At 54.0% G+C, this 12,538-nt stretch carries 14 protein-coding genes and 1 tRNA gene; 5 read left to right on the top strand and 10 right to left on the bottom strand.

Going from position 1 to position 12,538, the window contains the following annotated elements; translation table 11 throughout:
* Window positions 1-52: 52 nt before the first annotated feature.
* Window positions 53-724, bottom strand: a complete 672-nt coding sequence (locus tag ACMGG8_RS15780) for a Bax inhibitor-1/YccA family protein (protein WP_011062013.1) — start codon at window positions 722-724, stop codon at window positions 53-55.
* A 123-nt stretch (window positions 725-847) separates the two neighbouring features.
* Between ACMGG8_RS15780 and ACMGG8_RS15775 the strand changes: the two genes are divergently transcribed.
* The 5 genes from ACMGG8_RS15775 (at window position 848) to ACMGG8_RS15755 (ending at window position 5,605) form a co-directional block, all read left to right on the top strand.
* Window positions 848-935 (top strand) — tRNA-Ser (locus tag ACMGG8_RS15775).
* Between the two features lie 562 nt (window positions 936-1,497).
* Window positions 1,498-2,646: a DUF262 domain-containing protein gene (locus tag ACMGG8_RS15770; RefSeq protein ID WP_414159901.1), complete on the top strand. Its 1,149-nt coding sequence runs from the start codon at window positions 1,498-1,500 to the stop codon at window positions 2,644-2,646.
* On the top strand, window positions 2,643-3,278 hold the full coding sequence (locus tag ACMGG8_RS15765) for a hypothetical protein (protein ID WP_414159900.1): 636 nt from the start codon (window positions 2,643-2,645) through the stop codon (window positions 3,276-3,278). The genes ACMGG8_RS15770 and ACMGG8_RS15765 overlap by 4 nt, the downstream gene beginning before the upstream one ends.
* A gap of 687 nt (window positions 3,279-3,965) precedes the next feature.
* Entirely contained in the window at window positions 3,966-4,472 is a 507-nt protein-coding gene (locus ACMGG8_RS15760) for a hypothetical protein (protein WP_414159899.1), read from the top strand.
* 494 nt (window positions 4,473-4,966) lie between these two features.
* Window positions 4,967-5,605 (top strand): hypothetical protein, encoded by a 639-nt coding sequence (locus ACMGG8_RS15755; protein ID WP_414159898.1) that lies wholly within the window; start codon window positions 4,967-4,969, stop codon window positions 5,603-5,605.
* A gap of 35 nt (window positions 5,606-5,640) precedes the next feature.
* Here ACMGG8_RS15755 and ACMGG8_RS15750 read toward each other — a convergent pair whose 3' ends face one another.
* The 9 genes from ACMGG8_RS15750 to ACMGG8_RS15710 all read right to left on the bottom strand — a co-directional run bounded on the left by ACMGG8_RS15750 (window position 5,641) and on the right by ACMGG8_RS15710 (window position 12,537).
* A complete protein-coding gene (locus tag ACMGG8_RS15750) occupies window positions 5,641-6,687 on the bottom strand; it encodes a hypothetical protein (protein WP_414159897.1) in 1,047 nt (348 codons plus the stop codon).
* Window positions 6,688-6,743: 56 nt separating this feature from the next.
* A complete protein-coding gene (locus ACMGG8_RS15745; protein ID WP_414159896.1) occupies window positions 6,744-7,538 on the bottom strand; it encodes a DNA adenine methylase in 795 nt (264 codons plus the stop codon).
* A gap of 150 nt (window positions 7,539-7,688) precedes the next feature.
* Window positions 7,689-8,210 (bottom strand): lysis system i-spanin subunit Rz, encoded by a 522-nt coding sequence (locus tag ACMGG8_RS15740; protein WP_414159895.1) that lies wholly within the window; start codon window positions 8,208-8,210, stop codon window positions 7,689-7,691.
* Window positions 8,207-8,758 (bottom strand): glycoside hydrolase family 19 protein, encoded by a 552-nt coding sequence (locus ACMGG8_RS15735; protein ID WP_414159894.1) that lies wholly within the window; start codon window positions 8,756-8,758, stop codon window positions 8,207-8,209. The genes ACMGG8_RS15740 and ACMGG8_RS15735 overlap by 4 nt, the downstream gene beginning before the upstream one ends.
* A gap of 51 nt (window positions 8,759-8,809) precedes the next feature.
* Window positions 8,810-9,244, bottom strand: a complete 435-nt coding sequence (locus ACMGG8_RS15730; protein WP_414159893.1) for a phage tail assembly chaperone — start codon at window positions 9,242-9,244, stop codon at window positions 8,810-8,812.
* Entirely contained in the window at window positions 9,244-10,512 is a 1,269-nt protein-coding gene (locus tag ACMGG8_RS15725) for a tail fiber protein (protein ID WP_414159892.1), read from the bottom strand. The genes ACMGG8_RS15730 and ACMGG8_RS15725 overlap by 1 nt, the downstream gene beginning before the upstream one ends.
* Window positions 10,513-11,121: a YmfQ family protein gene (locus ACMGG8_RS15720; RefSeq protein WP_414159891.1), complete on the bottom strand. Its 609-nt coding sequence runs from the start codon at window positions 11,119-11,121 to the stop codon at window positions 10,513-10,515. It lies immediately after the preceding gene.
* The gene (locus tag ACMGG8_RS15715; protein WP_414159890.1) at window positions 11,109-12,149 is read right to left on the bottom strand and encodes a baseplate J/gp47 family protein; all 1,041 of its coding nucleotides are present in this window, start codon (window positions 12,147-12,149) and stop codon (window positions 11,109-11,111) included. Before ACMGG8_RS15715 ends, ACMGG8_RS15720 begins: the two co-directional genes overlap by 13 nt.
* Window positions 12,139-12,537 (bottom strand): phage GP46 family protein, encoded by a 399-nt coding sequence (locus ACMGG8_RS15710; RefSeq protein ID WP_025128913.1) that lies wholly within the window; start codon window positions 12,535-12,537, stop codon window positions 12,139-12,141. Before ACMGG8_RS15710 ends, ACMGG8_RS15715 begins: the two co-directional genes overlap by 11 nt.
* Window position 12,538: the final 1 nt, after the last annotated feature.

Genomic DNA, 12,538 nt, shown 5'->3' with positions numbered 1-12,538 from the left:
GACAACAAAAAGCCCGCCGAAGCGGGCTTTTTTAGCGGTTCAACCCGCAGGATCAGTCATCGCGACCCATGATGCCGAACAGCTGCAGCAGGCTGACGAACAGGTTGTAGATCGATACATACAGGCTGATGGTGGCCATGATGTAGTTGCGTTCGCCGCCGTGGATGATGGCGCTGGTCTGGAACAGGATGCACACCGAGGAGAACAGCACGAAACCGGCGCTGATCGCCAACTGCAGACCGCTGATCTGGAAGAACAGGCTGGCCAGCACGGCACCCATCAGGACGAAGAAACCAGCGGTGATGAAACCACCGAGGAAGCTCATGTCCTTGCGGGTGATCAGCACATAGGCCGACAGACCGCCAAACACCAGGGCAGTCATGGCGAAGGCCGAGCTGACCACTTCAGCACCGCCCTGCATGCCCAGGTAACGGTTGAGGATCGGGCCGAGCAAAAAGCCCATGAAACCGGTCAGCGCGAAAGCCGACACCAGGCCCCAGGCCGAGTCACGGAGTTTGTTGGTGAGGAAGAACAGACCGTAGAAGCCGATCAGCACCACGAAGATGTTCGGGTAACCGACCCGCATCTGCTGCGCCACATAAGCCATGACACCGCTGAACGCGAGGGTCAGGGCCAGCAAGCCGTAAGTGTTGCGCAGGACGCGGCTAACCTCTAGCTGCTCGGCCTGCACGCCGTTGTTAACTGCGTAATCCTGTTCGCGCATGGCGACACTCCTGTTGGGGGAAACATTTAGTGGCAAGGATGATAACAGAGGCTCTGTAACTCGCGACGCAGAGAGTTTGACAGTGTGTTTCATTCGGGTATTATGGCGCCCGCAATGCGATCTGGAGGTGTGGCCGAGTGGTTTAAGGCAGCGGTCTTGAAAACCGCCGACTGTAACAGGTCCTAGAGTTCGAATCTCTACGCCTCCGCCAAATCTCAACGAGAAAGCCCTGATTTTTCAGGGCTTTTTTGTTTCTGCTGCTCACGGGCGCTTACCGTCACCACCCGACCGTTTCCGCATCATTTCTTTAGTTTCCGCAACTACCCTCCTACGGCACCTTGCCGACAGAACGCCAGAACCTATGGTCCGGCCTGGAAGCTGTCCTGCATGTTCCTAACCTCAGGATGGCCGATTATTGCCACGCACCACAGCTTGCAGTTACTGGACGGAAGTAGTTGCTGCATCGCTCCGATGGTGGGTTGGGCCTAGGTTTCTCGTAAATCCTACAAAACCTACTATCTAGCCTATTGCAAGGGGGTGCGTACCAATTTTGTACTACTATCCCCTTGTCGGCGCCTGAATCCGAACCGGCCGTCTTGGGGATGTGTCATACCAGATTTCAGGGATAACGCCGACCCCGCCCCCTAGCCGTGTTGACAAGACCAAACGAAATTCCCATGTTTTTTCACGCTACCGTGCCCGCTTGATTGACTAAAAACGGCAATTTGCCATACGTTGTCGCATCACTATTCGAGGCGTGACAGGGAACGACCATGGCCGCAGCTACTGCAGATCAAGACTTGCTACTTATACCTGACAGCCAACAGGAGGATGAAAGCGATCTCTCAGACAGCATTTCATTCAAAGACGCAATCGTAATGAACGCTGACTGGACTATTGAAACCATCGTTGGTCAAATATCCAAAAAAAACATTGACTTGCAGCCAGGATTTCAGCGCCGCGCAGCTTGGGACGATGTAAGAAAAAGTCGTTTAGTTGAATCCATTATTGTAGGTATGCCCGTACCGAATATTGTTTTAGCGGAAAACAAGGATCATCGAGGACGCTTCATCGTTATAGATGGAAAACAGCGACTGCTGGCAATCAACGATTATCTCAACGGAGGCTACGCATTGCGAGGGCTGGACATTCGTCCGGACCTCAATGGATTGAAATACAATGATCTCGCCCAGGAAGATCGCGAATATCTTGAAAATAGCACTCTACGTTCAACGGTCATAAGAAATTGGAAAGACGAAAATTTTCTTTACGCCATTTTCTTTAGACTTAATAGCGGTAGCCTGCCCCTCTCACCACAAGAGCTTCGTAAAGCCTTGGTGGGCGGAAATCTGCTTGATCGCATTGAGGAATATCTCGAATCTAGCGCACCCTTCCAAGCACTTTTCGGGGAAACGCTTGATAAACGCATGAGAGACTCTGAGCTAGTTCTTCGATTCATTGCTTACGACCGAGCACTTGAAGAGTATCGAGGGGACTTCAAAGACTTCCTAGACCAGACCGTTGAATACTATGAAGCCAGCTGGGAGGCTAGGAAAGGTGAGGCGGAGCAGGCCTTGATTAGACTTGACCGCGCACTCATAACTACAATGAATATATTCAGTAAGGATTCATTCAAGAAATGGATCGGTGATAAGTTTGAGCGCGTGATCAACCGCGCGGTATTCGACTGCATCACACGCTATTTTGCTGACGAGCACGTTGCGTTGGCGGCACGGAGCAAACAGCATGAAATTTACGACGCTTTTAAAGATATTTGCAAAACTCAAGAATTCCGAGACGCCATCGAAAAGACGCCTAAAACCGTAGGCGCTACTAAAACGCGAATCAACATGTGGGGTAGCGTCCTCGCACAGACTTTGAATTTGACTTACGATCAATGCGCTCAGAGAATTCAGCCATGAGTGTACCAGATCCATTAGTCACAGCTTTGGAAGCGCGCATAAACGAACTCATCAATAAATTCATTCAGGATCAAATTAATGATGAGCAAGCAGAGCCGCTAACTTACACACCCGACCCTGATAAGCTGGCTGCCTTTAGGCTGCTAGCCCATGCAGAACTAGAAGAGTTTATTGAAACAAAAGCAAAACACTCTTTGATTGCGAAACGACAAACAATCACTGCGGGAAACTTTAAAACCCGAGAACACCCCGAAATTTTTGCCATATCAAACATTCTCGATTATAAGCTTCCCACAGAACATCCATTTGACACTGCGAAGTTTTTAAAAAGCATTGAGGATCTAATAAAAGCTGCAGAGCGGACGATCTCTGACAACAACGGCATCAAGGCATCATCATTCCAAAAACTGTCTATCTTCAGTGGAAAAATGATAGATGAGATTGATGAAACCTTAGCGGCAAGCCTCTCGAGCTACGGAAAGTTCAGAGGAGATGTCGCACACAAAAGTGCAAGTCGCGTGAGCAATTTCCTAGCTCCGTCGATTGAGGCGAAATCTGCTGTCGATTTGGTAGCGGGTCTTAAATTATTCTTTGCTGCTCCTGCACAGCAGCCTAACGGAACTGCGAACTGAAACGGGTGGAAACTGACCTAGCGCTCAAAAACTGCTTATACATTTACTGAGATAGACGCGCAAGCTCTTTTCAACCGCGCGCCTATCTCAGATTCACTATTTAAAAGCCTAGATACTACTCTCAGAAAAACCTCTCATCCTATTAATTTAGAGAACATGGAGTTCCAATAAAAGCAACAGCGTTAACTGGTTTGATTCTACAAATCAACAGCCTGATAGACTCCCAAAAATATAATCACATCCAAATTTCCGACATCCATAAAGCTATTAAAACTGGAAGAGTTCTCCGTTTCATTAAGGAAAAGTGTGGCTCAGACGTTGATTTGAGCATCCACTTAGAGAGCAGGGATTATGGCGACTTTGAAAGCTTTTTTTGAAGAAAAAATGAACCAGCTCTATAACGCATACGCTGGTGATGAACGAAGGAAATGGGGGGTGACTAATCTTGGGCTGTGCTTGGTCCTAGCTTGGACAAACGAGATTATCCAATGGGGTGAAGGAGTGGACTTCTTCTAATTCCATAGTATTACAACAGATTAGCCATCCGGTTCGCACACTGCCCGAAACGGCCTAACGCGGTCCATTTTTTGCGCTACGCAATAACCGGACAGCACGACTAGTAGCCGGATGCCATAGAAAAGCTACTATGAGGAATCCCAACCGGGTGCATCAGCACAGGAGATAACAATGGAAATGGCCAACCCACACGACGGAATGGTGTCGTTTCAAGAATGGCTAACTCGTGGAATGTTGGAGATCGGCCCCGTAGAAGGCTTTCAGGATTTGTATAGCCACATAGATGAACCTACTCCAGGGGAGCCTCGCCTCACTTATGTACACCTGACACCTGATAGACAATGGGTAACAGCGTTCCTGACCTGCGTTATGAATGGGTATATCGACGATAGCCCATGCGTCTCTGTTGGCTACGCCGTCCCTGAAGAGCTTCGAAATGATGGTCGCGCCAAAAGTATTCTAAAGGACGTGATCAGCGATCAACTTTCAAATGCCAGGCGGGCGGGGCATCAGTCTGTGTACTTTGAAGCTGTGGCCGATGTCACCAATCTTGCGTCTCAGCGCGTGGCGTCAGCCGTGCTGGGGGGCATCATAGAGAGCATCGTAGATACTGCCTCGGGTCGTCCAGCATATCGGTACACCGCGCACTTCGATACCAGCAGCGGAGCAAGGATCTAACTCACCTCGATTGTGCTCGGGTATTAACGCAAAACGCCCTACAGCCCCGAAGAACAAGGGTTGTAGGGATTTTTCTACAGAGCATGAGATCGCGCCGTTTGGCATTAAATGGCATTGATTGGCGTACAGATTGCCCCATTTTTGCCCCACGTCCACGCCTCACTAGTCAACAACCGGCTCGGCAAATGCACGCCAGGGTAGCGAGAACAGGGATTCGAATCCCTTCACATCTATGATCAGGCCGCTTTAGGCTCGCAACTACGGTAAAACGCACAGCACCAGAAGGCTCCTAGCGGCCCCTGTTCTACCCTAAATTTGCCCTAAGTCTACGACCAACAATCAGCAGCTCGTCGGCACGGCTCGCAAAAATTACAGACTCTATATACTGTACATAAATACAGTACAAATTATAGCAGTCTGATCTCATGAACACATTCTCTAAAGCCGAGTGGTTTGCCCACTGGCGTCGCAGCTTGGACGATCACGAGCTACGCATGAGTTACCCTGAAGCTTACCGTCAAGGCTGCCTGGCCATCAGCCAGGACATGGCAGATGCAAAAGTCATTGATCAAGCTCAGAAGCTAGACTTGGACGAGTTCGCAAATGCTGCATACTGGCACGCGGTCGAAACCCTGATCGATTGTGAGCCCGAATTCATGTCGTCTGCCTTCTATGACTTGCTCCCACAGCGCGGAGGGCCGCGCCTGGGCACACTCTCGGGACGAATTTACTACCCGGAAGGCTCGACAGAATGGGCAGCTCAGGTGATCGATGGGAAAGGAGGTCGTCGGCTTGAGTTCCGAATCAGTTCAGAGGTGTGGGCAATGTGTGGATTGACGATCACAACTGCCGACGGCAGCCTTTATAACCTGGTGATTACGGGCCAACGCATCAACGGTCACGAGTACTCGAACATTGATGATCCAGATGCATACCGAACGCTCGCGGATCAGGCGCTGGTCGCCCTAGAAAATCAAGACTTCGAAACATACCGCCGGGCTCGCCCTCTTCTTCTCGCTGCGGCATTTAGAAAGTGCACCGTGTGCCTGGACCGTTTCTCCATGCGGGAAGACTGCCAAATCTGCAATGGGCGCGGATTTGTCACTAGAAATGAAGGGCTGACCTACAGCTAGAGATCGCCGACTTACAAGCTTTATTTAAAGACCTCTCAACTTTCCTGCTTCTTACAAATAGATGGGTGATCCTCAGAATAACGCGCACGCCCCTCAGCAACTAAATTTGCCAACTCCCCCCTATGGAGCGCCTCAATAAACAACTCGCCATCCAAAAGCTTCTGCCCCCCGCGAAACACAACACCTCGGCCCTCCGGAACCTTCATTCTAGGCACACCAGAGAAATCACATAAATTGTCGTAGTACCCTTTTACAAAACGTATTGCCGCCAAAACCTCAAGGGTCGTAGTCCCTATTGTTATAGAACCAGACTCACCACTATCTGACTTAACCTCGACCCCTTTTGCAACTAAAGAATTACAGACCTCCTTAATAGCCAAAGCCTTAGCCGCCAGATATATGTTATCACACGCATTCAAATAAGAATTCAGCAAACCAATTCCACCCCCCTCCCCTAACAATACTGAAGCAAGCAATTTCGAGGCGAATAAAATCTTCCCTTCAACATAATCAAAAGACTCTCTATTAACTAAAGGCAACCCTTTATCTGGCGCCCCTTCAAAAAAACGCAAATGTAAAACAGGATGAATACCATAAACAAATTTTACACTTTTCAGATATTCAATCTCCCCCATTGAAGAAAAATAACTAATCATTTCTTTTCTGTGCGAATAAAATGCATCCAAGTTATTTTTTGCACTTACAACCTCAATTTGCCTGGCTGTCTGCTGAGTTGAATGAAAGCGAGCTACCAACCCTGTCAAAGGAAGCGATATTGACATCATACCCAAGGGCAACAAGCTGACCTCAATAAACTTCCTATAACCTTCTAAAGATAAGTCAACTTGATAATTCGGCCAAACCCAAAACCCAAGAGACAAAGCCAAAAACAGAGGTATAAAAATAGATAACCACAACAGCCCCTGCCCAATAAGCCCCTTACTAGAATCAAGTTTAAATATTGACTTAATTTTTTCAACCCTACAATCTCCAACACCAACAACAAAAACAACAATACTTACCGCCAATACAACTGGAACTATTACAGTCAGCAATAGCAAAAATCCATCAAACATAAACACACCCCCTCCAAACGACACTTACACAGAGAAAAACCCAAAATACTCACAACTAGACTCTAAAATAAGCCACCAAATCTTCCAGGCGCCCAGTTCATTATTACCAGTTCCTGACTAAGATCGCTATTACCACTACGTTGATTTTTAGTGCTGTAGCGAATAGAGACGTTTTCGAAATGAAAGCCGGTGAAAACCCGACGAATGTCTGGATGGTCGTTGATACTAACCATCACCTTACCTTTGCAGCGGCGCATGAAATCAGCCATGCGTTCGTAGTTCTCAAAAGGGAAATCGACACCATAGCCGGCAGTCTGCCAGTAAGGCGGGTCCATGTAATGAAAGGTATGGGCTCGGTCGTAGCGCTCGGCGCACTCCAGCCATGAAAGATTCTCGACGTAGGTGCCAGACAGTCTCTGCCAAGCCGCCGAAAGGTTCTCCTCGATCCGAAGCAGATTGATGGCCGGGCCGGTGGTCGCAGTGCCAAAGGTTTGCCCAGTGACCTTACCGGCGAACGCGTGATGCTGCAGGTAAAAGAAGCGGGCGGCCCGCTGGATATCAGTAAGGGTTTCAGGACGAGTCATCTTCTGCCATTCGAAAACCTGCCTTGAACTGAGCGCCCACTTGAATTGGCGCACAAACTCCTCGAGGTGGTTCTGCACGACCCGGTACAGCGTCGCCAGGTCACCATTGATGTCATTGAGGACTTCAACTGGTGCGGGCTGAGGCCGCAGGAAGTACAACGCGGCACCGCCGGCGAAGACTTCGACGTAACACTCATGGGGTGGAAAGAGAGGAATGAGGCGATCTGCCAGGCGACGTTTGCCGCCCATCCAAGGGATGATAGGAGTAGACATTAAAAGCAAGACCTTTGCTGTAGAGAGAAACAGGTGCTAGGCTCGCCGCGCTTTGTGCACAGAGCAGGAGCCTTGGCTGGACTTGCAGGGACGTTCTGCGGGGACAGCGGCTAGGCTAGATGTTGACGCATCTGGCCCGGCCGCTCCTTTTCACTTCGTTGAAACGATTTCTTTGATATAGCTCTGGCAGGCCGCCAAAGCGATCAATCCTTGGTCACCGTCTCCGGCGATGGCGACAACTCGTTGAGCAGCCGCTGGATCAAGTTCGGCTCGCGCTCCTCCATGAACCACGCCGCAGGTGCCGGCGGGGGCTGACACCCCACCGCTACCACCCGAGGCGGCGGTGTTGAGTAGGACTGACAGCCGCAGGTCAGCAGTAGCAAGCCGATCACGCAGGCGAGCCTGGTTCGTTTGAGCATCGCGCAATTCCTTGTAGTGGTTTTCGTCATTCGCCTGCAGGCGATCCTCCAGGGCCCGGCGGGCGTCCTGCTGCTCTTCCTGCCAATTGATCACCGCCGTAGCGGCCTGCTCGCGATCCGTGCTGTACGCCTCGGCCTGATCAGCGAGATCCTTGCCGTAGGCGTTGGCCTGCCACGTCCAGGCCAACCAACCACCCAGGGCGAACCCCAGCACCAGGGCCAGGACCGGCAACAGCCAGCCCGGGGCCTTCAAGGCAGCACCTTCAATGCACGCTCATACAGCGCCTCGCGATCCGCCAAGCCGTTGGTTCCGCCGTTGATGCGCTTGGTGATGGTGAGGAAGTCGCCCTTATCGGCCAGGCTGTTCAACCCCGCCCGCTGCCAGAACCAACCCGCAGACAGCGCGGCATATACCGGGTTTTCCAGCAGCTCTGGGGCATTGAGCAGCCGGGCATCGCTGAACAGAGCTTCACTGCAGGCTTCGTAGTTGGCCCGGCCCGTGATCTGAATCAGCCCCCGGCCCCGATACTTCTGGCCGTCTCCATCCGCTTCGGGAGTATTGCCCAGGCGCTTGGCCAGGGTGCCGGTGTCGTACTTGCTCAGGTACTGATTGCTGCCCAGCTCGCGCACCCATTGCAGCTGGCCGGACTCGTGGCCGATCTGCGCGATGAACGCCGCCATGCGCAGGCGGGTGATGATTGCGTACTTGCTCATGGCTGCATTGAGAGCAGGAACAAAAACGCCGGCTTTAGCGCCGGCGTTGGGGAGGATCTGCAGCAGTTGCTGCGTTGTGATGGGCATAAGTAAAACCTCGTAGGTCAGAAATGAAAACGCCCCGTCAATGCGGGGCGTCTACTCGACTTGCTCAGCGATCCAGGGCGGCGCTGCAGGGCGGTGCTGAACATCAGGAAAGTCCGGCGACTGCGGCCAGTCCCGCAGGGCCTGCATGTACAGCAGCAGCTCTTTGAACTGCTCAGCCGCAAGCGTGGTTTCCACCTCGATCTCCACCTGGTCGCGGTGACGCTCGCGCAGCCAGACAGCTGATGCAAGCTCACCGTCGCGCCAGGCTCGTTCCGCTTCTATCAATTGCTCATGAGAAGGCGGGCCGGGTCTGGCAGCAATCGGAAATCCTCGCTCGTCCGGCACGATAACTTTTGACTCACGTTGAGCGGCAAGAAGCGACACTAGGGCCTCACGCGTAATCTCAACAGCGTCCGACGGCATGCTCTTGCCGTTTACAGCAGACGTGTAAAAGCTGTGCGCTGTTGCAGAGTAGAAATGTGCCATCAGTACCCCCATGCCCACCAGAAATCGGTTTCTATAATTGTTCCGCTTGAATGCCGGAAAGTGGCGCTCGAATTGGTATGTGGAGTGTTTTGACTGAGCGTCAACGCATACGCCGTCGGGCCGTCAGTGACACGTTGCGCAGAAATAAAAACCACGCGCGATGGGAATGCAGTCGGGAAAAGCACAGTGGCGGAGTTGCCGTTGATCGAGAATCGACCCCACTGCAAGATAAATCCGCCGAGCCAGGTCGGAAGCGCAACATAGCCGTCAGTACCGAACATGCATGAAAAACCAAGGCGCTGCTTTTTCGGAGTGACGATTGTCGCGTCATTCGTGCCAGCGTTGATCTGCGTGTCAGTTGCGATTTTCGCTGTACCTTGATTTGCCTCTGTCGCCTGAGCAGCAAGCGGGGCCAGCGCCGCAACGTCGATATTTCCCTGATTGACCGGGGCGTTCCAGGCCTTGATACACCACATGACCGCTAGGTTACGCGGACGGGTTTCTGTTGATGTCCTGGCTACTCGCGACGCATCGAAGCTGAAAACCCCATACGGAAGATTGCCCCCATCGGCGCCGTTGTTTGAACTGATTGTTGTCCCAACAACAGCGCCGGTAGCGTTCACACTTGTTCCGCCCACGCCACGCGGCATATCACCCCATGTCGCCTGTATGTTTTGCAGCGCATCAAGCTGATAGCTACCCAGCGCACGCCCAGCATCCACACCGCGCCCATGGTCCCAGCCCCGCAAGAACTCACCACGCGACTCAGGCAGTCGAAAGTTACCGGCGCCTTCGTCGCCCTTGTTGAATGTGGTCCCCAGGTACGCCGCCAGGTCGGGATAGGTCGCCGCACTCTGCACGCTGCCATCAACCTCCAGAAAACCCGCCGGCACAGCCCCCTTTGGAAACGGCACCATGGCCCCCACAGGCAGCGCTGACATGTTCTTGAGCAGCGCCTCGATCTCTGCCTTGGTGTACGTCACCGACTTGGTGTAAGCGTCGGTAATGCCGTACTCAGCAAGCGTGGTGCGGATCTTCTCCGGCGGGATCGAGTCCCGCACGATGGCCTTGATCGCCGCCAGCAACTGGTCATTCTGGTTTTCAGCAGGCTGCTGACCGCCGGCCCGGATAACGTTCAACATCTCATCAGTGACCCCATTACCCCAGGTCGAGGGAATCAACGAACCGACTTGCCCGGTACTGGTGTTCTCGTCAACAAACTTGCCATTGACCAGCCCCACATTCGGTACGCTTTTCGGATAGTCCATCTACACACCCACCCCATAATTGATTGATTCCAGTGCATGCGCCGGGGCGCTGCGACGAATGACGCATTCAAGGGCACCGCTCGGGTTGACCCCGAAGCGCTCACCCCAATAGCTGGCACCGAAGCGCCGACCCAGGCGGCGGCGCGGGCCGGTGTTGAGCGTCCACATAAACTGCGCGGACCAGGTGCCGAAGTGGGCTGCGCCAAAGCGGGCGCGGCCAAACCGTGGTGCCCGGCGCTCCGTAATGGTCGCCTCGGGGTAGCCGAGGCGCACCGCGATCTCGATGAAGTAGCTACAGGATTGTCCGCCGACTGCCGTCAGCCGTTGGCGCACTGCCAGACGGCGGTCCTCAAATACGGGCTCAAGCCCGATGCAAGTATCTGGCAGCCCCATGACGCGCTCCCAGTCAGGCACCAGCTCATTCACGCCGCCGGCATCCATCTCATTCAGCAAAGCGAAAGCCCGGGACTCAATGCGCGCCAGCTCCTGCGATAAGCCCGTCAGCACTAACGCCAACTCAGGGACACGCTCAGGCTCCCAGGCCGGGCCCGCGGGAAGCAACGCCCTCAACTGGGCGCGGTACTGCTGCGCCGTTCTTAAGCCAGCCATACGCAGCCCCCATACGTCAGCAACTCGTTAGGTGCCGCCGCTACATCAGTAACCGGCGCCACCAGTCGGTGGTCCCATTCACCAGCGGCTCCGCTGATGGCCTCGGCGATGTGAGTCAGCAAAAGGGGCTCACCCAAGGTCGCCTCCCGCGCATGCAGGTCACGCAACTGCGCCTCGACGGCCGCCCGAACAGCAGAGGTATCCGGGTTCAGCCGGATGCTGTACACCACCGATTTGCGCGTGGGGGCCAGGACATACACTTCAGCCGTTACTGGTCGCCGCGGTTCGATGTACTGCTTCACCTCGGCCAGCTGTTCAGCCGTTGGCACCGGATCGGTATCGTCGTCGCGCATTACGAACACCGCCACGGTGCCCGGCCCCAGGTAAAGCCGTCGGGTCCAGGCCCGGGTAATACCAGGGCACTCCAAGGCCCAGGTTTCATAGTCATCCGCCGAACCGCCATGAGGTATTACGCGATAGGACTGAATGACCCGGGCTCGCAATGACTCAACGCTTTCCTGGGCAACACCGCCCAGCAGACCTGGAGCCAGGATGGTGAACGAACCGGCCACCCCCTGGACCGGCTGAATGAGGTTTAGCACCAGACCGACGTCCGCATTGCCCAGCGTTCCAGCGTCCACCGCTTCAAGCGTCGCGGTGTTGGCACCGGCAACCGTGGTTACTCCTGCTGTGATGCGGTAGGCCCGGCCATCGCTGGCGTGCAATACGGTGTCCGCGTCCAGTACTGCGCCGGCGGCCGCGGTAAAGCTGGCCGTACCTTGGGCCGGCTGGGCAGCTTTCCTTGGCTGATTGAGGCGAAGGGAGGCGATCCGCTCCAGTGTTTCGACTTCAGCCGTGTCCGGCAGAATCTGCTCGGCGATCCAGCCCAGGTAACCGTACAGGCCGAATGCGGCACCGCTCAGCGTTCGGGCCAACACCTGAGCATCGGAGCGCCGCAACGCATCGCCGGCCAGGTCGCTTTGCGTGCGATTGACCAGCACGGGAAGCGTGGGGGTTTCAAACGGCATAAATCACCTGCCATAGCTCTGTTGGGTGGATCTCCAGGCGTTCGCCCGTGGAGATGGTCAGGATTACACCGAGGTTCAGGCGGCTGTCCGTGGCCCGCTCGCTGCGGATCTCGATGCGAATGACCTCGCCGTCGTCGAGCAGCCATTGCAAGGCCTCCCGGGCATAGAACTCGGCATCGAGCTGGGTTTCTCGGGTGAGCTTTACCCGGCGCAACAACCAGAGGCGGGAGCCAATCCGGTCATCGACCACCGCCGGGAAGCTATCGCCCCACCAGCCGAAGCGCTCTTCATCGTCAATCGGGTCATCGGTCGCGGCGCGGCGCCAGGTAAACAGGCTGATCACCACCGCCCGAACAAGCGAGGTTTCAAGGGTTCCCGATATGATCATC

The organism is Pseudomonas sp. BNK-45, assembly GCF_047456255.1.
Classification (GTDB): domain Bacteria; phylum Pseudomonadota; class Gammaproteobacteria; order Pseudomonadales; family Pseudomonadaceae; genus Aquipseudomonas.
Note: the sequence above shows the minus strand (reverse complement) of the source record. Positions and strands in the feature narration are given on the sequence as shown.